Here is a 23,756-nt window from a genome sequence, read left to right as displayed (position 1 = left end):
CCGCTTAATTTTTTTGTTTTGTTATCATACGAAAAAAGCAGAGTAAGAGGTCGGATGCCTTTTCTCACTCTACTTAAAAATCCAAACTACATTTCACTTTTGGCTTTTTGGGGAAGGATTAAATTCATTATTATCCCGAGGACAGCTGCAACAGCTAATCCAGAGAATTGATATTTTCCTAATTGAAGATAGGCATTTCCAATCCCAATTACTAAAATAACCGATGAAATCATTAAATTTCTTTTTTCATTAAAGTCAATTTTGTTTTCAATCATTACGCGCAATCCGCTAGAAGCAATCACACCAAATAGTAGGAATGAAATCCCACCGATAACTGGTGAAGGAATAGATTCAATTAAGGCGCTTAATTTACCAATAAAGCTAAAGAAGATGGCAAATACAGCTGCTCCAGCAATAACGTAAACTGAATGGACACGCGTAATTGCCATTACCCCAATATTTTCACCATAACTAGTTACGGGAGGGCCGCCAACGAAACCAGCAATAATCGAAGCCGTCCCATCTCCCGCAAGCGTATGGTTCAATCCTGGTTCCTTGAAGTAATTTCGCTCAGTCAATTCATTCAGAACCATAATATGACCTAAGTGTTCTGTCATGGTAACAAAAGCGATCGGTGCCATACTCAAAATCGCACCCCAGTATAATTGAGGATGATAATCAACAAACGGAATCTGAAAGTCTGGCAAACTAAACCAGTGGGCATGCGCAACTGGAGAAAAATCCACAATGCCAAACAAGACCGCAATAATATAGCCGGCAACAATCCCCATCAAAATCGGAACTAAACCGAGGAATCCTTTAAAATACATATTGAAGATAACTGTTATTGCCATCGTAAGCATTGCAACCGCAAAAAAGCGCAAATCATAATGGCCAGTAGCCGAATTGATGGTAGCATCTTTAGCGGCAGTTCCTGCTAATGACAATCCGATTACAACAACAATCGGACCGACAACAATTGGTGGCAGAATGCGGTCAATCCATTGCGAGCCAACCAACGTTACAATTACTGACACGATTAAATATACGCACCCAACTGCAATGGTCCCCTGTGCAATACCCGGATAACCAGTAGTTTTCATTAAGGCCATCATCGGGACCACAAATGAGAAACTAGATCCCATATAAGCCGGAATCTTATGCTTAGTAATGAGTAAGTACATCAGGGTTCCTACTCCCGAACTAAATAAAGCAATTCCTGGATTTAATCCTACCAAAATCGGGACCAAGACAGTGGAGCCAAACATAGAAAACATATGTTGCAAAGATAAGCCAAACCACTGCCAGGGTGCTGGTCGTTCATCTACATCTAATACAACATTATCACGGTGCGCCATATAAATCCTCCTAAAGAAAAAACGACCTTGGAATCCCTGCTCCAAAGTCGTCTCTTCCCTACTCAATCCAAATCTATGGAAAGAGCATTGAGAATTTATCCGCACCTTTGAAGCCTCACAGGACTCCGATTAAAGGTCTATTTATAAGTTATTCGTATATTACTTTGTTTTAGGATGATTGTCAATAACTGATTTACGCCGCTTTGTCATCACCCAAGCGGTCATGGGAACAGTGATCAGCACCCCAATGAAAGAGATCAGAATTTCAATCATTTCTGCCACAAAAATTTTATTATTCATAATTGTACCAAAGGAATAATGGAGACCTAAGAACCAAATAAATAGTGCTAAGAATCCTCCAAAGAAGCCAAAGAAAAGCGTATTAAATGTTGTTCCAATAATCTGTTGCCCGATTGCCATCCCGCTATGAATTAATTGACGATTAGTTCTTTCAGGATGATTCTCAAGGATTTCCTTAAGTCCAGAGGAGATCGCCATCGCCGCTTCTGCAATCGCTCCGAGTGAACTCAAAATAGTAGTAGTAACAGAAACTTTGAAATAACTAATTCCAATTAAAATTGACATCCCTTCTAACTCATCACTATCTTCTGTTCCAAAGCCCTGCACCATTGCCCAGTGCTCGACAATAAAGATCAGCACTAAAATTAAGCATAGCACGATGAGTGAAGCATAAAATGCCGTCACGGTTGTCCGCAAATCATCTTCCCCCATGAAAATAGTTATTGCCAAAATTGTAATCCCAATAGTTACCGTTACAAATAACGGGGGAACATGAAACGCGACTAAAATAATTGCAAAATATAAAAAGCCAAAATTAAGAAGCAAGCTTAAAAAAGCTGTCCAGCCCTGTTTTCCTCCCACAAGGACCATCAAAATTAGCAATACTAAGCCAAGGCCCGTAATTGTCGTCATCTTTGCACCTTCTTCCCTAATAATAATGCCCCAAATAGACTGACAAGGGGAACTGAAAGGACAATTCCAATCCCACTGATCAGGCTCTGAATAGTCCCTAAGCTCATATTCATTGCATAAGTATATCCCCACGAGTTACCGTTTTTGATATACAAAAGACTACCGGTAAAGGTATCCACCATAAAAATTAAAAACAAAACATTTATTAGCGGTCCCATAATTGATTTACCAACATTGCGTCCAGAGATAAATAACTGTTTGCGGGTAATAGCAGGATTTAACTGCTTTAACTCAAAAAGGGTGGCAATAATATCGCTTGATTCATCCATTACCGCTCCTAAAGACCCCAACAATGTTTCAGCTAAGAAAAGCGGTCGAGGAACTTGCGTAACATATTCCATTGATTCATAGTAAATCCCCCGTTCATGCGTCCACATAAATACAAGCATACTTACTCCCAAGGCAACAAATGTTCCAATAACTGTTGCCGCAAAAGTCGCCAGCATCCTTTTACTAAAACCAAGAACTAATAATAAGCTAATAAACGTAAAAATTATGGCAAGAACACTAAAAAGCAGCATGATATGCTGACCATTTTGCTTTAAGTCGATCTCAATTGCAATTATAAACAAAAGAGCATTAATTACTACGCTTAAAAATGCAAACAGTCCTGAACGCCCCATAAGGAGAAGCAGCATCAAGACAACAAGCCAAAGTAAAAAGACGATTACTGTGTCCCGCTTATAACCGTTAACATTGGCGGTTAGTTTTTCGCCTCGTTTACGAAGCTGGGTTAAAAACACTTCATTCCCTGCCCGATAACGTTGATCCATCGGTTGCGAATCGCTATATGTATTTTGGACTGTTAATTCTTGCCCACGATATTTACCATTCATTAGTTTTACTTGGAGTTGTTGATTATATTGATGGTCAACATTATCAAACTGGTCTTTTACCCTTTGCCTATTCACCGTTTTTTCGCTGATTACTTTAGCAATTGGTTGTTGATAAAACTGTTCATTATGGCTGGTAAATAAGAGAGCACCAATTCCAACAACCACTAAAAAAATTAACAACCAGATTCTTTGCTTTGTCCAGTATTGCTTAATCACAACTTTACATCCCCTTAGTACAGCAAAACTATTGCCATTTTACTCTTAACAAGCAACAAAAAAAGGATTTAAGAAAAATCTTTACTTTTCCTAAATCCTTTTTAGTTTGCTACCAACCAATCTTGAACTAACTTTTTCACACCGGTCATTGAATCACAAGTTGTAACAGCCTGTTGGTAGAGTTTCTGACATTTTTTGCTGTCTAATTGTTTCATCATTGAACGTGTCCGTAAAATAGAACTGTCACTCATCGAATAGACATCCAATCCCATCCCGATTAATAGTGGCAAGGCATAACGATCTCCTGCCATTTCTCCACACATCGCCACAGTTGTATCATGAGCATGCCCAGCATCGATAATGTGCTTAATTAATTTTAAAAAAGTTGGATTCAGCGGCTGGTAAAGGTACGAAACTGAATCATTACCACGATCAGCCGCAAAACAATATTGGATTAAATCATTAGTTCCAATGCTAAAGAAATCAACTTCTGCAGCTAAGCGATCAGCATTTAACGCGGCTAATGGAACTTCAATCATTATCCCAAGATTGACATCGCGGCCAATCCCAGGATGATCGACAGCTAATTTCTGCTGCTCCTCATAATAGATTTTCTTAGCTGCTCGTAATTCTTCAAGCGTGGTAATCATTGGAAACATAATATTAATCTTCCCAAACTCGGATGCGCGGAGTAAGGCCCGCAGCTGAGTCCTAAACATTTCTGGTCGATCAAGAGCAATCCGAATAGCCCGGTACCCAAGGAATGGATTCATTTCTTTGGGTAAGGGCATAAATTGAAGTGGTTTATCGCCACCGATATCTAAGGTCCGAACCACTAACCGTTTCCCATTTAACTGTTCAACAGCTCGGCGATAAGCATTAAACTGCTCTTCTTCGGTTGGGAGGTGGTCACTTTTCATATAAAGAAATTCAGTTCGAAATAGGCCAACACCATCAGCACCATTTTCTATTGCTGACGAAATATCCACTGAAGAACCAATATTAGCTGAAATCTTGTACCGTTGACCATCGGCGGTTACTGAGGGCTGGTTAATCATTTTTTTCCATTGCTGACGGACATTCATAAACTTATCAGCAATTTTTTGATATTGTTTAACATCATTTGTTGATGGTTCAACAATTGCACTGCCTTCAAAGCCGTCAACAATTACTCGTTGGCCATTTTGCACCTTTTTGGTTATGTCGTTACACCCAACAATTGCTGGAATCTGTAAAGAACGAGCCATAATCGCTGCGTGACTAGTCCGCCCACCCAAATCAGTAATAATTCCCTTAACAAAGCGGCCATCCATCTGTGAAGTATCGGCCGGACCAATCGAATGGGCAACTACAATGACAGGGTGATCTAATTCGCGCAAATTAGGGAGCTTCTTCTCTTCTAACTCTGCTAAAACCTGGTCTTGAATATTTTGAAAATCAGATGCCCGCTCTTGCATATATTCATTCCCAGTCATCGCCTGAAGAGTTTTGATCATCTTAGTAATTACTTCTGCAAAAGCCGATTCTGCATTTAAGCGTTGATTTGTGATCCGGTTTTCAACTTGTTTAATCATTTCCGGATCGTTTAGGATTGCAATATGAGTATCAAAAATTGTCAAATCTTCTGCATTAAGTTTATCAACAAGCTTCTTTTTGGTTTCCTTTAGTTTCTGAATGATCTTCTCAAAAGCACGGCGTAATCTCGCTTTTTCACTATCGGGGTCACTAATATGATATTTTTCAAAACTAAGATTAGGCTTCGTCAATAAGTAAGCAGGTGCAATTCCCACTCCATCACTGGCTGCAATTCCATTAATTTGGGTCTCCATTAATCAATTCCCCTTTTCTGGTATAGTACCTATTATAAGCGAAAGCCTTTTCAACACAAATAAAAAATAAAAGCAAGATTTGCGAAAGCTAAAAAGTTTTCTACAGATCATGCTTTTAATCCTTAATAATCTACTTAGTACCAAAAAGACGGTCACCAGCATCGCCTAACCCAGGAACAATATATCCATCTTCATTAAGATGATCATCAAGTCCTGCTGTATAAATATCAACATCTGGATAAGCGTCGCGCACAGCCTTAACTCCTTCAGGGGCTGCAACTAAGCAAGCAAATTTCATGTTCTTTTCTGAGCAACCACGCTTCTTTAAGGCTTCGATTGCCATCATTGCTGAACCACCAGTTGCCAGCATTGGGTCAACGATGAATAATTGCCGTTCTGTAATATCATTAGGTAACTTAACAAAGTATTCATGTGGCTTTAAGGTTTCTTCATCCCGGTACATTCCGATAAAACCAATTTTAGCTGCTGGGATAAGGTCCGTCATCCCATCCACCATTCCGATTCCGGCCCGAAGAATTGGAATAATCGCTACCTTTTTACCAGCCAATTCTTTCTGGGTCGTTTTAGCAATTGGCGTTTCAATTTCAACATCCTTTAATGGCATGTCGCGTGCAACTTCATAAGCCATTAAAGTTGAAATTTCTTTGACCGTTTCCCGGAAAAACTTTGTCCCAACATTTTTATCCCGAATCATTGTTAGCTTGTGCTGAATCAATGGATGATCTAACACTTCAAATTTACCCATGCCTCTATACACTCCTTTGAATTTCTTCACTATTCTACCAAAAAAATCAAGTCATGACAAAGGATCTTAATAACTTTTTATGTTCTAATTTTTTAGTTAAGCGGATACTTTGTGGTTAGTTCGTGTACCCCTTTTGCGACCTCTTGTAACCGCTCTTCATCGGTGGGATTAGTTAAGGCTGTACTGATTAATTCCGCAACTTTTTGCGCATCCTCCTCCTTAAATCCGCGACTAGTAATAGCAGGAGTCCCAATTCGCAAACCACTTGTGATAAATGGACTTCGTGGGTCATTCGGAATGGCCTCCTTATTAGTTGTAATGTGAACACGGTCAAGGAGATTTTGCGCATCTTTTCCTGTTAAACCAGTCTTAGTAAGATCTAGAACGAGAAGGTGATTTTCGGTTTTTCCGGAAACCACCCGAATTTGTTTACTAGTATTAAATACTTTTTCCATTGCTTGAGCATTTTTTATAACTTGTTGGATATATTCCGCATATTCCGGTTGCAAGTCCTCATAAAGTGCTTGAGCTTTCCCGGCAATTACATGTTCCAGTGGTCCGCCTTGGATTCCAGGGAAAACTGCTGAATTAATTTTCCGTCCTAACTCAGTCGATTTAGAGAGGATCATTCCTCCCCGCGGGCCCCGAAGAGTTTTATGAGTAGTAGTAGTAACGACATCAGCAATTGGAAGCGGACTTGGATGGGCACCAGTTGCTACTAATCCGGCGATATGGGCCATATCAACCATCAAGTAAGCCCCAACTTCATCAGCAATCTTGCGAAATGCCTGCCAATCAATAATCCGACTATAGGCAGACGCTCCCGCAACGATCAATTGTGGTTTTACCTTCTTAGCTAAAGCCATAATTTCATCATAATCAAGCTCTTCAGTATCTGGATTTAAGCCATAGCCATACGTCTTATATAATTTTCCGCTAAAATTAACTGTTGCTCCATGAGTTAGGTGCCCACCAGCATCCATCCCCATCCCTAAAATCATATCTCCGGGCTTGAGGAGTGCTTGGTAAACTGCCATATTAGCTTGTGATCCGGAATGAGGTTGAACATTAGCATATGCTGCATTGAATAACTTTTTAGCATAATCAATTGCCAATTGTTCAACTTGATCGATAAACTCACAACCACCGTAATACCGCTTATTAGGATATCCTTCAGCATACTTATTTGTTAGAACTGACCCTTGCGCTTCACGAACAGCATCTGAAACGATATTCTCGGAGGCAATTAGCTCAATCGTATCTTGCTGGCGTTGTTCTTCATTTTCAATGGCTGCCCATAATTGGGGTGATTTTTTACCATAGTTCATTTACAACATCTCCTCTGGTTATAAATAAAGAGGCTGGGAAGCTACTCAGTCTCTTTACTATTTTATTGAGATTTTAATTAGGGAGTGGTACCTCTTCCACTATGTTCCCTTATTATTTTACCGCATTCCTATCAAAGTGCATACCACCAGCAGACTTATTTAACCGATTCATGTATGCACCTCCTAAATCATGAGCTGGGAACGCCTGAGTGACAATTGCTTTAACATTAGGCTGATCATCAAATTGTCGTAAGCCATCAAATAGACGAGCACTGGCATCTTGAACATTTTTCCCTAATGAAAATTGAATAGCGTTCATCGGCAATACTTCTTGTTGGAGGACCTTTTCTTCAGCCATCATCCCAACGTCAAATGGCTGTTGTCGTATCCATTCAACAACTTTATCCCAATCAGTATCTTCATCAACAATATATACTTGGGCCTTAGGTGCATAGTGCTTGTATTTCATTCCGGGTGCTTTAGGAGTTTCATTTTTGCCTACTTTATGATGATTAAGGTCAATGGATCCAATCACTTTTTCAATGTCTTTCTTCGTAACAGCACCAGGACGTAAAATTACAGGATGGTCTGTTGACATATCAAGGACAGTGGATTCAACTCCTACCCGTGTCGGACCATTGTCTACAATTCCAGAGATCTTACCATGCAAGTCATGGTAAACGTGTTGGGCAGTAGTCGGGCTCGGTTTCCCAGAAGTATTAGCAGATGGTCCCACCATCGGAACACCAGCTTCTTCAATCAAATCAAGGGTTGGTTGACAGTCAGGGTAACGAAAGGCGACCGTTTTTAAACCACCTGTGACGGTTTTTGAAAGTGCGCCCTTCTTAATCTTCAAGATAATGGTTAAAGAACCAGGCCAAAATGCATCCATCAACTTTCGGGCATTATCAGGAATCTCGGCAGCATACTTTTCAACCATTGCGATGGAGTTAACATGAACAATCAATGGATTATCACTTGGCCGCCCTTTTGCTAAATAAACATTCTTAACGGCCTTTTCATTGGTTGCATCAGCCCCTAATCCATAAACAGTTTCGGTTGGAAAAGCCACTAATTCACCGCGCTTAATCGCAGCTGCTGCTTGGGCAATCTCACCATGTCGAAAAATCTTCGTATCCATTCTTACTATCTTCCTCCTGCGTTTGAAAAATCCCATGCGTGTATCATCCTCATTTTTCCTGCCACATCATGTCGTGGGCATATCTGTGCGTGTTCATCGGTTTGATGTAGTAATTCTTGAATTGACTCCTCTTGATCATAACCAGTTTCGCCAAATATTTGACCAGTCATAGTTAGGTACTGCCCTGCTTGCTTGAATAAGCGATGATAGAATCCTAACCCATGTTCACTAGCAAATAGGGCTAGGGCTGGTTCGTTTTCAAGGACTGCTTGGTCAATTTCACCAGTATCGTCTGGGTCAATATAAGGCGGATTGGTCACAATTAAATCATATTGCTGATCAATATTTTCAAATAGATCGCTTTTAATTAACGGCAACTCCAGGTTAAAGTTAGCCATATTTTCCTGAGCAACAGCAAGCGCAGCAGGTGAAATATCACTTAAACTTACATGCCAATTTGGCCGTTCAAGTGCAAGGGTAATGCCTATCACCCCACTCCCCGTTCCTAAATCAAGGACCTTTAATGGGCGAGATGGCATTTCTTGCAACACCCAATCGATTAACTCTGCTGTCTCAGCTTCTGGAATCAAAACATTTTCATTAACCTTAAAAGTTCGTCCATAAAATGGGGCCTGCCCAACAATATATTGAGCAGGCTCATGATTAAGCAATCTTGTTATGGCATCCTTCCACCAGTCTACTTCGTCAGCCGGCATCTCATCACGATTGTGTAAAAGTAAGTGAGTCGCATCCCAACCATGTGATTGCTGAAGTAAAAACTGGGGGGCACTTGGATCAATATCTGTTCCTTGTAATTGTTCTTTTGCCCATCGCTGAGCCATAAAATAGTTGGTCGGTACGAAACTACTCATTCCGTAATTGCTCCAACTTTTGCGTTTGGTCGGCAACAATCAATGCTTCAATAATTTCATCGAGGTCACCAGCCATAATCTTATCAAGCTTGTTTAATGTTAACCCAATTCGGTGATCTGTTACCCGGTTTTGTGGGTAATTGTAAGTACGAATCCGTTCTGACCGATCACCTGTCCCAATTGCGTCTTTCCGCTTTTGATCATAGGCGCTTTGTTCTTGTTGTTGGTAATAATCATAAACCCGTGACTTCAAAATCCGCATTGCCTTAGCCCGGTTCTGCTGTTGTGAACGCTCATCTTGCATTGCAACAACAATCCCTGTTGGCAAGTGGGTCATTCGAACAGCTGATGAAGTTTTGTTAACGTGCTGACCACCAGCACCGCTTGAACGGTAAACATCAACCCGGATATCTTTAGGATCGATATCTACATCCACATCTTCAGCTTCTGGCATTACCCCAACCGTCGCAGTTGACGTATGAACACGTCCAGCAGATTCAGTAACAGGAACCCGTTGAACACGATGCGCACCGTTCTCAAACTTAAGCTTAGAATAAACTTTATCCCCAGTAATCATTAAGGCAATTTCCTTAAAGCCACCGACTTCAGTTTCATTTCGATCCACAACTTCTACTTTCCAGCCTTGCTTTTCAGCATAACGAAGGTACATGTTATACAGATCAGCAGCAAAGAGGCTTGCTTCATCCCCTCCGGCAGCTCCACGGATTTCCATGATAATGTTTTTATCATCATTAGGGTCTTTAGGAATTAGTAGAACTTCAAGCTCTTTTTCTAATTGTGCTTGTTCTTCGCGCGCTTCCGCTAACTCTTCCTTGGTTAAGGCCGTTAAGTCATCATCATTTGTTTCACGTAATAGTTCTTCATCATCACTAATCGTTTGTGTGACTTTTTTATATTGATTATATTTTTCAACTGTTTCACGTAAGCTTCCTTCTTCTTTTGAAAGCTTCATAAAACGTTGCGAGTCGGCAATTACTTCTGGATCACTGATCAATTCATTTAGTTCATCGTAACGATCAGCAACTGCTTGAAGCTTATCGAAAATTTCTTCCATTTCCATTCTTGATTATTCCTCCTATTGTTTTAATTGGGGATGAAAATAGTGCTTCCGGCATACTGGGTAATATGATTCATTTCCCCCTATCTGGACTTGTTCTCCCTCATATACTGGCTTGCCATTATGAATCCGTAAATTCATTGTAGCTTTATGAGGGCAGAACCAACAAATTGTTTTCATCTCTTCAATTTTGTCAGCATAAATCAGTAAATATTTTGAACCTTCAAATAATTCATTTCGAAAGTCATTCTTTAGTCCAAAAGCCATTACCGGAATATTTAGCTCATCAACAATTTTGATTAATTGTAAGACATGCTCTTTCTTTAAAAACTGTGCTTCATCGATCAATACACAATATATCTTACGGTCCATCTTATTAACATAATCGTAAATATTGGTATCATCCATAATTGGTTTTACCTTACGCTCTAGGCCAATCCGACTAGCAATGATGCCTCGACCAGAACGATCGTCAACACCACTCGTCATTAAAACAACCGGTTTCCCTTGTTCTTCATAGTTATGAGCAACCTTCAAAATATCGATTGACTTACCAGAATTCATCGCGCCATATTTAAAGAATAGTTGTGCCACTACAATTGCTCCTTTTTGTTTGCATAGTACTCTTCATTATATCCAAAAATTTGTGTCATTTAAATACTTCCACATTAGGAAAGAGTTTTTTACATTGAATAACTTTAATCTTATAATAATTTCAGTTTAATAACTTTCTTTTTGTTATCGTAAAGTTTAGAATTAAACGGTAATTTTAATCATCACTATTGTATCACTTACAATTGACACGAAAGGAATACATATATTCATGACAGTTCGAAGTTCATTTGCCGAATTTGCCGGGCGGTCAAGCTATTGGTTTCTCCATACTTTTATGAACGGAGGAAGTTCCCTTCCAGGAAAATTAACCTTAAAGCTTGATCCAAATATTCTCCAAGCCTTTAGCAAAAAGTACGACCTTGTTATTGTAACAGGGACCAATGGAAAAACATTAACCACCGCATTAAGCGTACGAGTTTTACGAGAAAAGTATGACCAAGTTCTTACTAATCCGACTGGTTCCAACATGGAGCAAGGAATCGTAACCACCTTTATTACGGCTCCCCGTCCAAAGAAAAAAGGGCTGGCCGTCCTCGAAGTCGATGAAGCAAATGTAGTTAAAGTATGTAAATACATCACCCCAATTGCCTTTGTCTTCACCAACATTTTCCGTGATCAAATGGATCGTTACGGTGAAATTTACACCACTTATAACAAGATCTTAAAGGGGGTTAAATTAGCACCAAAAGCAACCATCATTGCTAACGGGGATGAACAGCTCTTTAACAGCAGGGACTTGCCTAATCCAATCATCTATTATGGCTTCAACCACGAAGAAAAAGAACCCTTTAACGCCCCAGCTAACACTGATGGTCTCCTCTGTCCTAAATGTCAACACATTCTAAAGTATCGAATGCGGACTTATGCAGGTTTAGGAAACTATTTCTGTCCAAATTGTGGTTTCCATCGACCAGAATTAACGTACGCTGTTACCAAAATTGATAAGCTTACCCCAACGCATTCAACTTTTGAAATTGATGGGCAAAAATACACCATCGGAATTGGTGGTTTATATAACATTTATAATGCTCTTGCTGCTTACTCTCTTGGCCGTTTTCTCGGAGTGAGCCAAGCACAAATTAAAGATGCTTTTGAATCAGACGAACGAGTATTTGGTCGCCAAGAAGTTATTAATATCGACGGAAAACAGGTTACTTTGATCTTAGTTAAAAATCCAGTTGGCCTTAATCAAGTTTTAGATATGATTGAGACGGATGACAAGCCATTTAGTTTTGCTTTCTTGCTAAACGCTAACTACGCTGATGGAATTGACACTAGCTGGATCTGGGACGGTGACTTTGAAAAACTTACCCAACATCAAATTCCGCAATACATGACAGGGGGAGAACGCTACAAAGATATTACCACCAGATTAACAATGGCTGGAGTAAAAGATATGTGGCATGAACCAGACCTTACCCAAGTAATTGATAAGATCAAGAAAATGCCGACTGAACATGTCTATATTCTGGCAACCTATACAGCCGTTCTGCAATTGCGGAAACAACTAGCAGAAAAAGGCTATATTAAAGGAGGAATGGACTAATGGCAAAATATCACTTACACCTCGCCCACCTCTACGGCGATTTATTAAATACTTACAGTGATGTCGGTAATATTATTGCCCTTCAATATTACGCTAAGCAGATGGATGCCGATATTGATGTCAAAGTCATTAGTATCGACAACGACTTTAATCCGCAAGATTTTGACTTAGCTCTTTTCGGCGGTGGTCAAGATTACGAACAACTTGTCGTTTCCAAAGATCTTCCAAATAAAAAGGCGGGGATTGACCAATTTATTAACGATGGCAAACCGCTTCTTGCTATTTGTGGAGGATACCAGCTTCTTGGTCACTACTATATTGGTGCTGATGGTGAGAAGATTCCAGGGCTTGGAATCCTTGATCACTATACTTTAAGTCAAGATAATCACCGTTTCATTGGGGATATTACCATCAAAAATGAAGAAAGCAATCAAGAGTACCATGGTTTTGAAAATCACAACGGCCGCACATTCTTAGGAAAAGGTGAACGTCCGCTTGGTAAAGTAATTTCTGGTAATGGAAATAACGGTGAAGATCATACCGAAGGAGCAATCTATAAAAACACTTATTGCTCTTATTTCCACGGTCCCATTCTTACAAGAAATGGTGAGATTGCCAAAAAGATTCTTTTAGCAGCTCTTGAGCATAAATACCCCGATGCCGACTTAAGCAGTCAAAAAGCCCTAAAAATTAAACCTACATTTTAATTAAGGTGACAAACAGTGAACCAAACCATAACATTTGTATTTACCATTATTTTTTTGCTAGAAAGTTTTTGGGAAGTCCGTCTTTTCTCCCAACTACAAGCACTAGCCATTCAAAATCCAACTAGAATCCCACCACGCTTTGCCAAAGTTATCCGTCTGGAGCGTCGTTGGAACTGGATATCTTGGATTTTAATCATCTTACTATTTCTTACTTCATCAAATTTCACGATTTTATGGGTAAGCCTAATCACATTGATTGAAACCTATGTTGTCTGGCGAATGGATAACATGAAAAGTAAGATGACTAGCGAAGATTAGAATACAAAAAGGGATGAGATTGAAGAAAAGTAAAATTCCTTCTAATCTCATCCCTTTTATATTTTAAAAATTAATCTTTCCAGTAATAATCAGCATCAGCGCAATCACAGCTGCTAAGGCGATAATTGTTGCTAACCACTTTTCTTTCTTACTCATTTTATTAGGAGCCCCGGCAAATAATGGTATTCCTAGCGCAAAAATAATCGCACTCGCAAATACATATTCAAGTCCCGAAGCAACTAACATATAGACGGAATAAAGAGAAGCTAACGTAGCAATAATCTTAAAGCCAAGGCCCATTTTTTCGCTAATTGCTAATTTCAACCCATATAACGCAGAGAGAAGGTAAGCAACTAAGGTCATCGTCGCAGCTAAAGTATATGCAATTGTATAGGCCATTTGAAGCTGTGGAAGCAGTAAAACTAGTAAACATACTTGCATAATAATTGTATATACAACTAATGCAAACCCAGGAACACCATGGCGATTAACAAGTTTAAATGCTCGCGGCATATCCCGATCATAACTGGTTACATATGCAATTTCTGGTCCAATCATAAACCAACTTAATAATGCCCCTAATAGAGAAATCAGTAAGCCAATTTTAATAATAAGACTCCCTACTATTCCTAATGCTGTATGACTAAGCGCTGCTGCCAGTGGAACTGAAGTCTGGCTAAGTTCTTTAGCAGGTAGAATCCCCATTGGAATAATAGAGATTGAAATATAGAGGACCAATACAATTACAAAGCTAATAATCGTTGCTAACCCCACATCACGTGGCTGCTTTGCCCGACGTGACATTGAAACAGCTGCTTCAATCCCAACAAAACACCACACAATAGTACTCATCGCACCACTAATTTGGTCTTTAAATGGGACATGCGTTTGATTAACAGCAAGAATGCTTGTCCAATCAGGAACATTAAAAACATGCGGCTGAAATGCAAAAACACCAACAATAACAACTAATAAAAGCGGTAAGACCTTAATAATCGTAATAACGGCATTGAGAATACTTGCCTCGCGGACACCAAACCATGTAATCGCTGTGTATCCCCACAGAATAATTGAGCCCCCGATAAAACACATTAATGGCGAAAGTTGATGCGTCCCGAGCATACTATTTAAGGTCTTAAAAAAGAGCGAGATAAAAGCAATGTTACCAAAAACTGCTCCCATCCAATATCCCCAAAAGGAGTTAAAACCAATATAGTTGCCAAAGCCTTCCTTTGCATAAGTATAAATTCCACCGTTCATCTCCGGTTTGACAACAGAAAGCTTGTAAAAGACTAATACTAACATCAAAATTCCGAAGCCACCAATTAACCATGCAATTAACGCAGCCATTGGATTTGCTTTCAAAATTAAATCGGTCGGACTATTAAAAATCCCACCACCAATAATTGTTCCTACAATTAAGGTGATTAAGAGGAAGAGATTTAATTTCTTTTCCTTCACCTTAATCACCTCACTTATAAATATTCTTAAAATGTGGAATAATTATACATTATTTACCTAGCCAATGGCAATAGTTCCATTAGCAACAAGCCAAATTGCAATGATACTTAGGATTAAAATCAGCGCCATTGTCCACTTTTCAGCAGTTGTAACTTTACGATCATTTTCTTTACATGCTAAGTAGTAAATGTAGAATCCAGGAATAAAACTAATTGAAACTAATAATACTTCTTGCCATCCAGCAAGGAACATACATGCGAACATAAATGCAGCAGAGAGCAAACCAATTGTAAATTGTCCCCATTCTTGGTGTGCAGAACTGTATTTCATTTGGTAAAGTCCAACAAATAAGTATGAGAATAAAATTGCTGCACTACATAAGGAATATGCGAATTCATAGGCTTTATCAGTGAAAAGCAACGAGAACAAGAAGATTGTTTGCAATACCGCTGTAATCATCAAGGAAGCAGTTGGGGCCTTTTTGGCATTAACCTTTCCCCAAATTTTTGGCATTGCTTTATCATCGGCAACTAACATCGTTGTTTCGGCTGGAAGCATTGTCCAAGAAAGCCAGGAAACAATTGTTGAGATGATTAAACCAACATTGATTAAAATTGAGCCCCAACTACCAACAGTTGCTTGAAGAACATGACCAATAGCTGGTTGACCCATTCCAGCTAATTCTGCCCGAGTTAATGCACCATAAGGCAAAATCGAAATCAATACATAGATAACTACTAAAAGGCCAAAACTAATAAGAGAAGCTTCACGAGCGGCTGTAAGTGACTTAGCACGACTTGCCATAACAGAGGCACCTTCAACACCGATAAATACCCAAATTAATGTCATTAGGGTACCTTTCATTTGTTCCCAAACAGAACCAGTTGTGGTACCGCGAGAAGCATTATTAGCAACCCGTCCCCAGAAATCTGCTGTAAACATCCCGGCCTTGAAACAAACAACCATCATGATAATAAAGATAACCAATGGCAAGACCTTGCAGATTGTCCCAATCATGTTAACAAAGGATGCACTTTCAACACCATTGTTAACTAAGATTGTCAATAGCCAACAGAAGATGATGGCAACAATAATTGATGGTAAGTTTTGACCACCTTTAAATGTTGGAAAGAACGTTCCAATCGAGCTCATCAACATGGTGGCAAAAGCAATGTTTCCCAGCCATGCGGATAACCAGTAAGACCATCCAGAAATAAATTCACCTAATGGTCCAAAGCCGGCACCAGCGTATGAGAAAATCCCTGAAGTAAGATCTGGTCGCTTTTCGGATAAATTGTTTAGCGAGAGAACCAGCATTAAAAAGCCAATTCCAACAAAGATCCAGGCCAATAATGCAGGTCCTGGCGCTGCCGCCGCCGCTACATCACTAGTGATACCAAATATTCCGGTACCGATACATGAACTTACAATTAAGGCGATTAATTCGCCTCTACCAATACCTTTCTTTTGTTCATCCATAAATATCCCTCCTATGCAGTTTATGAATGCATGTGTTGAATGATTAAGTCATAGACCATTTTAGCATCATCATTATCTTTACTGATGATAATCAAGGTGTCGTTTCCAGCAAGCGTGCCCACAACTTCCGGAATATCAAGTTCATCAAACATTCCAGCCAGAATCGTCGCATAACTAGAATTTAGTGCAGTTTTGATCACGTTCATAAATTGAACAGTTTCAATTGTCCGCACATTATCATGAATCCCTTGGTATAATCGCTCAAAATTATGTTCGGGTGTCACATGAAGTTGAACATAATGGGTATGACCATCGCCATCATTTGCTTTAACGATATTCAACGCATGAATATCTCTTGAAATTGTTGCTTGTGTTGTTTCGAAACCCGCCTCAGTTAACAGCTTAAGCAATTCTTCTTGTGTCTCAATTTTACGATCATTAACCACTTGTTCAATATATTTTCTTCTTGCCTTTCGATCCATTCGTGTTCCCTTCTTATCATGTTAATTACACTAAAATGATACAAGAAAAAGCAGCAAAATTATACCCTTTCTAGATTACTCAGATAAATTTGCTGCTTTTATTATCTTATTTATTTCTTGAGATCTTCACGAACAATTGGACATGACATGCACCGTGGACCACCACGACCCCGTGATAATTCGCTTGAACGAACCTCGTGAACGAGAATACCATGCTTACGCAGCAAATCGTTTGAGACATAGTTCCGATCATAAGTTACAACTACACCAGGGGCAATTGCTAGCGTGTTAGAACCGTCATTCCACTGTTCACGTGGGGCAATAATTGGGTCACCGCCACCAGTAGGAATCAAATCAATTGCCGGCTTATCAAGTGCCTTCTTCAAAATTTCTTTAAGATTTGTTTCATGAGTAATTGAAATTTCACCATTGTTACCTGGGTGCATAATGTATGCATCAACATGTCCGCCATCACGTAAGATTGCTGGATGAACTGTAAATTGATCATAGTTAATCATTGTAAACACAGTGTCAAGGTGCATCATTGCGTGATTGTGAGGAATATGAATTGCAATTACTGTATCATAGTCAGACTTTTCGAAGAGACTTTCAGCTAATTCTGTAATAGCCTTAGCAGATGTTCGTTGAGAAATACCAATTGCTAATACATGATCACTGAGAACTAATTCGTCTCCACCTTCAATCCGGCCTTCAGGGTAACGGTTCCGCCATACCTCAACGCCCTTGTCAGCAAAACGCTTATTGTGCTTAATGATGTACTCAGTAAAGAGAGATTCGCGTTGACGTGCCTTAAAGGTCATGTGATTAATGGTAATTCCATCCCCGATACATGCCTGTTGATCACGAGTAAAGTATGCATTTGGCATTGGATCCATATAGAACGGGTAATCCTTATCTTCTGCTAATTCCGCAAGAGAAGCATACTTAGTTTTAATCTCATCTTTACGTACACCAGCAATAATCTTGTTAACCATGTCCTTAGTACTGAAACTAAGTAAGAATTCCTTTAAGCCGTCATGGATTGCTCCAGCAGCATAACCAGATTCAGCAATGATTCTTTCAAGAAATTCATCTTTGATATTATCATCTGCTAGTGCGTCTGTTAATAAATCTTCAAGATACAATACCTCAGCGCCATTATCGCGTAACGTTTGGGCGAAAAGGTCATGTTCTTCTTGAGCGATCGGTAAGTATGGAATGTCATCTACGAGCATCCGGTGAAGAATTTCAGGATAAACATTTTCGATTTCCTTACCTGGTCGATGCAACATAACTGTCTTAAGCTTTCCAATTTCTGATGTAACGTGAATTGGACTTTGCATACAATATCACTCCTTTTTGAAGTATCACTTGACTACAACTACATCATATTAGTTTATGTAAACGTTGTCAAATGCCGTCGTATCAATATTTAGTGAATTATATAAAAAGAAGTTATTAATATAAATTATCGACAGTTTTTATACATTTTTTGAACTCAAAACGCATATTCCGTGAAAGCGCTTATTCGATTAAGTGAATATAAATTTCACAAAGTTTTTTCTTTTTCTTTTAAATAAATTGCCAAAAGTTGGTCACGAGCATCTAAAAATTCTTGATTTTTGGCACTTGGATGGACACGATTGGTTAATACAATAAAACCTTGGTCATTTTGCCGGTCTAGCACCATCCAGGTTCCTGTAAATCCAGTATGGCTAATCACAAGGTGGCCATCTTTAGCATGAAATAATTTCCAGCCCAGCGAACGGCTATGCGGACCTGGAATTCGTGTTTGATCTTTAAAAAGCAAATCAATTATTTTAGGTATAAGAAGATCATTTAAATTATTTTCAATCAGCGCATGACTAAAAATCTCCAAATCTTTCAACGATGCAAAAAGGCCAGCACATCCACAACTTGCTCCCAAAATGTACCCTTTAGGATCATGGGTTGTTCCCCTAATCAAGCCACGTTTTGTTTGTACTTCTGTCGGCACGCAATTAGCCGGGATAGGATTAAATGTTGCAGTTGGCAGATTCAATGGTTTGAGAACCTGTTCTGTAATAACATTTTGAACCGGTTGATCATAAATTCGTTCAATAATCCATCCTAAATACAAATAGTTTACATCTGCATATTTGATTTGACGATTTAAGCTATCCTCCACATGCATTTTCGTCAAGAAAGCCTTCTTTAGTTCAACGGCATCTAACTCATTACGATGTGGAATATAACCAGTAATCCCAGAAGTATGGGTAAGAAGATTGCGAATAGTTGGTCGGTCATCATTAAATTCTGGTAAGAACTTTTTTACCGGATCATCTAAAGACAATGCTCCTTTCTGAATAAGCATGGCAACAACTGGAACTGTTCCTATTACTTTTGTTAATGAAGCAACATCATAGAGCATACCAGGTTTTAATATTTCAGTTTCAGGATACACTTGGGCCATCCCTGTTACTTCCTTAATTGTATGTTGACGGTCAAAAATTAAATAGCTAACTCCCGGCACAATCCCTTCTTTAACCATTTGATGTAATTTGGTAATTGTTAAATCGTATTTATTCATCGTTTAATTCACTTCCTCAATAGAGTTTATTTTAACGTAAATCAGACAAAGGAAAAATATCTAAGAAATTATTAAACATAATTGGTTAATTGTGACAAATAAGTTAAAAATATTACAAAATCATTTCAAAAGACGGTATAATATAGTTATAAGAATTTTATAAAAAAGAGAAGTTGAGGGGGTCATTAAAATGATGAAGATGACAAATAAAGTTTTAGCAAGTTCGTTAGTAATTTTAGCCGCCCTAGGACTAGCTGGGTGTACGAATAGTGCAGCAGCCCCAACAAAAACATCTACTTCCGCGACAAAAGTAAGTCAACAAACAAGTAAGAAGGCGGCCTCCTCTACTAGTAGCGAAAAAGCAAAGGGTCAAGCCTCCACATCTACTAGTGCACAGTCCACTTCTTCAATAAATACAAGCTCAACAAGTGCAAGTTCAAAGGCCACAATAACTAACAATTCAGCAAAATCAACTAATCAAACGGTAAAAGCTCCTAGTTCATCAGTAACTAGTAATCCTAGCAGCCAATCAGCAACTACTACTTCCTCATCACAAAATGATCAACAAGTCCTAACAAGTTTTGTGAAGACAAGTGGCATTCAACAAGATGGCAATCATTATTACATGACTAAGAATAATCAAAACAATAATTATCAAATTGAAGTTCGCAATAACCAAGGCGGCGATCCAAATGTAGCTCATCTTACTGGTACCTATCAATATGACCCCGCTACAAACCAAATCCATGAAATGAACCCAATCACCGGCAATTATGACAATTAATTTTTTAACTTAAAAAGGAGTACAGAAAGAATTTACCATCAGCGGTTTATTCCTTCTGTACTTCTTTATTAATTTCATTTTATTTAAAATAACCTTTAAATGCAGCAAAGATTCCCTTTTTATTTCCAGTTTTATCATCATCGGTCGACTTAATTTGTTCCATTGATGATTCCGTCTCACTATTGCCATGAGGAGTCACCGCCATTAACTTCTTTAAGGTAATAGTATAGGTTTGTGCCCCGGCTGCAAAATGATGATCAGCTGGAAAACTATTCTCATCAAGAACATAGCCCTCATCCTCAAATGATTTAATTTGGGGAGTTGGATCATAGTTAAATTCTTTACCAGTTACCCCAGTAAGTTCTTCAGATGTTAATTCTGCACCTGTTTGGTCAATAAATTTAACCAGAATTTTAGCTAGTTGTGGAGTGTAAACAATCTTTTCGTTTCGATCACTCGCATTTTCATCAATCTGTTCAGCAGGAATTGTAGGTGCATCATATCCCGCGATTGGTGCTGGAATATATTCAGGGATCACTCCTTTGCTCCACTCTTGCCAAATGTCACTACCAAGCACTTCATCATGAACGCCAAAACGAGTAGCAATTGCTTCCTGAGTTACAACTTGTTGTGTTTTATCAGGCATTGTAATCTGAATCGTTCGTGTTACGTGATGTTCCTTCTTTAAGGGAGTAGTTTGGTGAGTGAGGTAAACATAATATTGTTGTTCTGGACTACCAGCAAAGTACTTACCCTTTAATGCCCCTTTGTCAGCCTTAAACAATTCATACCCGTCATCTTCAAAATTCCATAGTTCATTACTATATGTTTGTCCTTCTGTAACATTTAATCTTTGGGTCCGATTATCAATAATCCGCCCAGAAGAAGGCTTGACAATTGGTAATCGATTATCAGGGACATCAACATAAAAGACGGTAATTTGTTGTGTCTGTAAATCTTGTTTACTAATAATAACCTTATATTCTTTTTCTTGATCGCTGTCTTCGGCCATTAAGCGAGCATTTTGTGGCAATTCATTATTAAAAATCACGTAACCTTCATCAGCAAGACGGTCAGTTTCAACTGTTGGCTTATGACTGATCAAGTCGCCAGCAAGTCCAGAAACTATTTGCTCATCAATTACATCCCCAGTTTCATCAACATATTTAATTTTGACACTAACTTGCTTTGGTATGGTAGATAACATTAATATTGCTATCTTTTGACGTTAATGAAATTGGTTCAGCGTCAACGTTTTTACCCGTATATCCAGGAACATGGGGTGCGGTAACTGCAGGGAGAGTAGCTTTACTCCAATCACTCCATGTTTTTTCATTAGTCGTTTTATCAGTAATTCCAAAACGCTGAATTTTTCCAGTTTGCTTAATGATCTGCTTGGATCCATCTGGCATATTAAAAGTAATTGTTCGTGTTACTCGATGATCTTCATCGATTTTTTCAATTTTATGAATAAGGTAAACATAATAATCTTTAGCTGGTTGTCCCCCAACATAGGTTCCTAATTTAGCGCCTTGTTCATATTCATAAATCTCAAAGCCGTTTTCTTCACCCCAGAGTTCATTATGATAATCTTCATCACCTTGACCGGTAAAAGTTTGGGTTTGATTTTCGAGAATCTTTCCGTCACTTGGTTGTAAATCATCTTTGGTTTTATCGGGGATATTAACCAAGTCAACATAGTAAACATTAATTGTCTGTTTATTTTCAACCATCCTTACCTTTGCCGGCGAAGTGATTAACATATCATTGTCCTCACTCCCGTTAAGGAAATAACCAATAATGACATTATAATCACCAGGGGTTGCATCGACTAATTCAGAATCATCCACAATAAATGTTTGCTCAGGACTAACCGGAAGTTCCTCATTAGTTGCGGAGAGACCACAAACTTTTTCAATCCCGCCAAATGAATTCCAATCATCTTTTGCCTCTGCCTTAAGCGTAAATGATTTAGTAATAAGAAGTTGGTGAATGACAACATAAGGAATGAAGTCAAAACTTTCAAAATCAAGATAAGTAGGTTGAACCATAAAGGCAGAGGCCTCTATTAACTTTCTCCCTGTCTTATCAACATCGACTGAAAATCCCTTTTCTTGAATCGCACCTTGAATAGCGGCCAGCTTAAAGAAGTATTGACCGCCTTGCCACATTACATTATCTCCATCAATCTCAAACGAAACTTCATCGTTAAAGTTACTGATTGCATATGGTACTTCACCCAAAGTTGGCATCATTGCTTGAACATCTTCTGGAAATACCTCATCACCGTCTTCAGTTCGGCTGAGTGCCATGAATGGGATATTTTGATAGGCATCATGGGCAAAAACAGGCGTGCTTAAGCGGAAGTTTAATTGTGACGTTGTATGCTTATTAACTGTTAAATCATAAAAGGCATATTCATTTAAATTAAATTGCTCTTGAGTATTAATATTTTCTAGATTTGTAATCTTAAAAGGAAATTCAACACGGTAAGAACTGTTTGGCAATAAAGAACCAAATACCATAACCGCTGTTACTTTTTCCCAGCTAAAATCATCACGTTGCTTAAGAGTATCAATCGTTGAATACTCTCCTTCGTGTCCTTGGTAACTATAGGTAATATCAAATCCAGGAATTACATTTCCCTTTTCATCCTTATATTCAAGACCGTCAAATTCATTAATCCGCGCCCCATCAAGTACAATTTGTGCCGTTCCTTGCTTCCCTTCAAATGTAGGCAGCGTATAGACAACTTCAACTGATTTGGTAGTTTCTGTATTATTTTCCAAATGACCATATCCACTAAAATCAGTGGCTGCGCGATAATTAATTAATGATGCCGTTTCACTCATTGAATTACGACTAACAAGCGAACGATCTTTATCCTGACTTTCACTATTAGTTGCCTGTAAGTAAGTCCCATGCATTAAGCCACCTAAATCATCAATTAGTTGATATTCACCTAATGCTGGATTATTTTTTATTACTGGTTCTTGGCCGTTCAATTTTTGTTGTTGAGCCGCAAAATTCGGCGCTGCTTTAAGCATTTTTTCCAATAATGGCGTTCTATTGAGTGAAGCAACACTTGAAGCAGATTTATCCCCTAATTTCACTTGTCCATCAACAGTTTCAACTGGGGCAAGCTCAACACCAATTACCTTATTTTTTTTGATCTCATCTGTATCAAGCATCTTTTTTCTCCCCCTTAAATACTCTTATAATTCGATAACTATTATTTAATATCGAGTATAATATACTTCATTCTTATTTCAATACTGATAAATTGTTTAGGAATATACCTCTCAATATTTTTTGCTTTTCATTCTTGATATATCAACACTTTCCGTCATTAGCGATAATAATCGAGTAGGAGATAAT

General features: G+C 38.7%; 21 protein-coding genes. 4 read left to right on the top strand and 17 right to left on the bottom strand.

Annotation, left to right across the window (positions count from 1 at the left end; translation table 11 throughout):
- Window positions 1–86: 86 nt before the first annotated feature.
- From AACL61_RS04290 to AACL61_RS04245, 10 genes are all read right to left on the bottom strand, one after another.
- Window positions 87–1,358 (bottom strand): solute carrier family 23 protein, encoded by a 1,272-nt coding sequence (locus AACL61_RS04290; protein WP_339111023.1) that lies wholly within the window; start codon window positions 1,356–1,358, stop codon window positions 87–89.
- 159 nt (window positions 1,359–1,517) lie between these two features.
- Window positions 1,518–2,291 (bottom strand): YibE/F family protein, encoded by a 774-nt coding sequence (locus tag AACL61_RS04285; RefSeq protein ID WP_102816561.1) that lies wholly within the window; start codon window positions 2,289–2,291, stop codon window positions 1,518–1,520.
- Window positions 2,288–3,403 (bottom strand): YibE/F family protein, encoded by a 1,116-nt coding sequence (locus AACL61_RS04280; protein WP_339111022.1) that lies wholly within the window; start codon window positions 3,401–3,403, stop codon window positions 2,288–2,290. Before AACL61_RS04280 ends, AACL61_RS04285 begins: the two co-directional genes overlap by 4 nt.
- Before the next feature lie 101 nt (window positions 3,404–3,504).
- Complete coding sequence (ptsP, locus tag AACL61_RS04275) at window positions 3,505–5,232, bottom strand: phosphoenolpyruvate--protein phosphotransferase (RefSeq protein ID WP_339111021.1); 1,728 nt, start codon at window positions 5,230–5,232, stop codon at window positions 3,505–3,507.
- A gap of 130 nt (window positions 5,233–5,362) precedes the next feature.
- Window positions 5,363–5,998, bottom strand: a complete 636-nt coding sequence (gene upp, locus AACL61_RS04270; RefSeq protein ID WP_003676152.1) for a uracil phosphoribosyltransferase — start codon at window positions 5,996–5,998, stop codon at window positions 5,363–5,365.
- Window positions 5,999–6,090: 92 nt separating this feature from the next.
- Window positions 6,091–7,326 carry a serine hydroxymethyltransferase gene (gene glyA, locus AACL61_RS04265; RefSeq protein WP_102816558.1) on the bottom strand — a complete coding sequence of 412 codons (1,236 nt, stop codon included), beginning with the start codon at window positions 7,324–7,326 and terminating at the stop codon, window positions 6,091–6,093.
- Between the two features lie 112 nt (window positions 7,327–7,438).
- A complete protein-coding gene (locus AACL61_RS04260; protein ID WP_102816557.1) occupies window positions 7,439–8,467 on the bottom strand; it encodes an L-threonylcarbamoyladenylate synthase in 1,029 nt (342 codons plus the stop codon).
- A 5-nt stretch (window positions 8,468–8,472) separates the two neighbouring features.
- A complete protein-coding gene (gene prmC, locus AACL61_RS04255) occupies window positions 8,473–9,339 on the bottom strand; it encodes a peptide chain release factor N(5)-glutamine methyltransferase (RefSeq protein WP_102816556.1) in 867 nt (288 codons plus the stop codon).
- Entirely contained in the window at window positions 9,332–10,414 is a 1,083-nt protein-coding gene (gene prfA / locus AACL61_RS04250; RefSeq protein WP_003676159.1) for a peptide chain release factor 1, read from the bottom strand. Before prfA ends, prmC begins: the two co-directional genes overlap by 8 nt.
- A gap of 21 nt (window positions 10,415–10,435) precedes the next feature.
- Window positions 10,436–11,011, bottom strand: a complete 576-nt coding sequence (locus AACL61_RS04245; protein WP_003667548.1) for a thymidine kinase — start codon at window positions 11,009–11,011, stop codon at window positions 10,436–10,438.
- 229 nt (window positions 11,012–11,240) lie between these two features.
- Here AACL61_RS04245 and AACL61_RS04240 point away from each other — a divergent pair, with 229 nt between their 5' ends.
- From AACL61_RS04240 to AACL61_RS04230, 3 genes are read left to right on the top strand one after another with little or no spacing between them, the layout of a single operon-like run.
- Entirely contained in the window at window positions 11,241–12,578 is a 1,338-nt protein-coding gene (locus AACL61_RS04240) for a Mur ligase family protein (RefSeq protein WP_102816555.1), read from the top strand.
- Window positions 12,578–13,285 carry a type 1 glutamine amidotransferase gene (locus tag AACL61_RS04235; RefSeq protein WP_003676161.1) on the top strand — a complete coding sequence of 236 codons (708 nt, stop codon included), beginning with the start codon at window positions 12,578–12,580 and terminating at the stop codon, window positions 13,283–13,285. Before AACL61_RS04240 ends, AACL61_RS04235 begins: the two co-directional genes overlap by 1 nt.
- 15 nt (window positions 13,286–13,300) lie before the next feature.
- Window positions 13,301–13,603 carry a hypothetical protein gene (locus tag AACL61_RS04230; protein WP_003667545.1) on the top strand — a complete coding sequence of 101 codons (303 nt, stop codon included), beginning with the start codon at window positions 13,301–13,303 and terminating at the stop codon, window positions 13,601–13,603.
- 63 nt (window positions 13,604–13,666) lie between these two features.
- Here AACL61_RS04230 and AACL61_RS04225 read toward each other — a convergent pair whose 3' ends face one another.
- The 5 genes from AACL61_RS04225 to AACL61_RS04205 all read right to left on the bottom strand — a co-directional run bounded on the left by AACL61_RS04225 (window position 13,667) and on the right by AACL61_RS04205 (window position 19,594).
- Window positions 13,667–15,073 carry an amino acid permease gene (locus AACL61_RS04225; RefSeq protein ID WP_102816819.1) on the bottom strand — a complete coding sequence of 469 codons (1,407 nt, stop codon included), beginning with the start codon at window positions 15,071–15,073 and terminating at the stop codon, window positions 13,667–13,669.
- A gap of 48 nt (window positions 15,074–15,121) precedes the next feature.
- Window positions 15,122–16,543 carry a basic amino acid/polyamine antiporter gene (locus AACL61_RS04220; RefSeq protein ID WP_339111020.1) on the bottom strand — a complete coding sequence of 474 codons (1,422 nt, stop codon included), beginning with the start codon at window positions 16,541–16,543 and terminating at the stop codon, window positions 15,122–15,124.
- Window positions 16,544–16,563: 20 nt separating this feature from the next.
- A complete protein-coding gene (locus AACL61_RS04215; protein ID WP_003666533.1) occupies window positions 16,564–17,025 on the bottom strand; it encodes an arginine repressor in 462 nt (153 codons plus the stop codon).
- A gap of 110 nt (window positions 17,026–17,135) precedes the next feature.
- Window positions 17,136–18,368 (bottom strand): arginine deiminase, encoded by a 1,233-nt coding sequence (gene arcA, locus AACL61_RS04210; RefSeq protein WP_102816816.1) that lies wholly within the window; start codon window positions 18,366–18,368, stop codon window positions 17,136–17,138.
- A 206-nt stretch (window positions 18,369–18,574) separates the two neighbouring features.
- Window positions 18,575–19,594, bottom strand: a complete 1,020-nt coding sequence (locus AACL61_RS04205; RefSeq protein ID WP_339111019.1) for a serine hydrolase domain-containing protein — start codon at window positions 19,592–19,594, stop codon at window positions 18,575–18,577.
- Between the two features lie 190 nt (window positions 19,595–19,784).
- On the opposite strand from AACL61_RS04205, the gene AACL61_RS04200 reads away from it, so the two are divergent.
- Entirely contained in the window at window positions 19,785–20,378 is a 594-nt protein-coding gene (locus AACL61_RS04200) for a hypothetical protein (RefSeq protein WP_102816814.1), read from the top strand.
- A gap of 79 nt (window positions 20,379–20,457) precedes the next feature.
- On the opposite strand, the gene AACL61_RS04195 is transcribed toward AACL61_RS04200, so the two are convergent.
- Both AACL61_RS04195 and AACL61_RS04190 read right to left on the bottom strand, forming a co-directional pair.
- Window positions 20,458–21,585, bottom strand: coding sequence for a mucin-binding protein (locus tag AACL61_RS04195; protein ID WP_339111018.1), 1,128 nt, complete (start codon window positions 21,583–21,585; stop codon window positions 20,458–20,460).
- A complete protein-coding gene (locus AACL61_RS04190) occupies window positions 21,557–23,569 on the bottom strand; it encodes a mucin-binding protein (protein ID WP_339111017.1) in 2,013 nt (670 codons plus the stop codon). Before AACL61_RS04190 ends, AACL61_RS04195 begins: the two co-directional genes overlap by 29 nt.
- Between the last annotated feature and the right edge of the window lie 187 nt (window positions 23,570–23,756).

It is taken from the genome of Limosilactobacillus reuteri subsp. porcinus (assembly GCF_036621895.1).
GTDB classification, from domain to species: Bacteria; Bacillota; Bacilli; order Lactobacillales; family Lactobacillaceae; genus Limosilactobacillus; species Limosilactobacillus reuteri_J.
The sequence above is the reverse complement of the archived record's forward strand: the minus strand, read 5'-3'. Positions and strand labels throughout refer to the sequence as shown.

What these genes read in the sequence shown, in the direction of transcription:
- AACL61_RS04290 (WP_339111023.1), bottom strand. Translation starts at nt 1,358, where the DNA reads ATGGCGCACCGTGATAATGTTGTATTAGATGTAGATGAACGACCAGCA.
- AACL61_RS04285 (WP_102816561.1), bottom strand. Translation starts at nt 2,291, where the DNA reads ATGACGACAATTACGGGCCTTGGCTTAGTATTGCTAATTTTGATGGTC.
- ptsP (WP_339111021.1), bottom strand. Translation starts at nt 5,232, where the DNA reads ATGGAGACCCAAATTAATGGAATTGCAGCCAGTGATGGAGTGGGAATT.
- upp (WP_003676152.1), bottom strand. Translation starts at nt 5,998, where the DNA reads ATGGGTAAATTTGAAGTGTTAGATCATCCATTGATTCAGCACAAGCTA.
- glyA (WP_102816558.1), bottom strand. Translation starts at nt 7,326, where the DNA reads ATGAACTATGGTAAAAAATCACCCCAATTATGGGCAGCCATTGAAAAT.
- AACL61_RS04260 (WP_102816557.1), bottom strand. Translation starts at nt 8,467, where the DNA reads ATGGATACGAAGATTTTTCGACATGGTGAGATTGCCCAAGCAGCAGCT.
- prmC (WP_102816556.1), bottom strand. Translation starts at nt 9,339, where the DNA reads ATGAGTAGTTTCGTACCGACCAACTATTTTATGGCTCAGCGATGGGCA.
- prfA (WP_003676159.1), bottom strand. Translation starts at nt 10,414, where the DNA reads ATGGAAGAAATTTTCGATAAGCTTCAAGCAGTTGCTGATCGTTACGAT.
- AACL61_RS04240 (WP_102816555.1), top strand. Translation starts at nt 11,241, where the DNA reads ATGACAGTTCGAAGTTCATTTGCCGAATTTGCCGGGCGGTCAAGCTAT.
- AACL61_RS04235 (WP_003676161.1), top strand. Translation starts at nt 12,578, where the DNA reads ATGGCAAAATATCACTTACACCTCGCCCACCTCTACGGCGATTTATTA.
- AACL61_RS04220 (WP_339111020.1), bottom strand. Translation starts at nt 16,543, where the DNA reads ATGGATGAACAAAAGAAAGGTATTGGTAGAGGCGAATTAATCGCCTTA.
- AACL61_RS04215 (WP_003666533.1), bottom strand. Translation starts at nt 17,025, where the DNA reads ATGGATCGAAAGGCAAGAAGAAAATATATTGAACAAGTGGTTAATGAT.
- arcA (WP_102816816.1), bottom strand. Translation starts at nt 18,368, where the DNA reads ATGCAAAGTCCAATTCACGTTACATCAGAAATTGGAAAGCTTAAGACA.
- AACL61_RS04205 (WP_339111019.1), bottom strand. Translation starts at nt 19,594, where the DNA reads ATGAATAAATACGATTTAACAATTACCAAATTACATCAAATGGTTAAA.
- AACL61_RS04200 (WP_102816814.1), top strand. Translation starts at nt 19,785, where the DNA reads ATGATGAAGATGACAAATAAAGTTTTAGCAAGTTCGTTAGTAATTTTA.
- AACL61_RS04195 (WP_339111018.1), bottom strand. Translation starts at nt 21,585, where the DNA reads ATGTTATCTACCATACCAAAGCAAGTTAGTGTCAAAATTAAATATGTT.
- AACL61_RS04190 (WP_339111017.1), bottom strand. Translation starts at nt 23,569, where the DNA reads ATGCTTGATACAGATGAGATCAAAAAAAATAAGGTAATTGGTGTTGAG.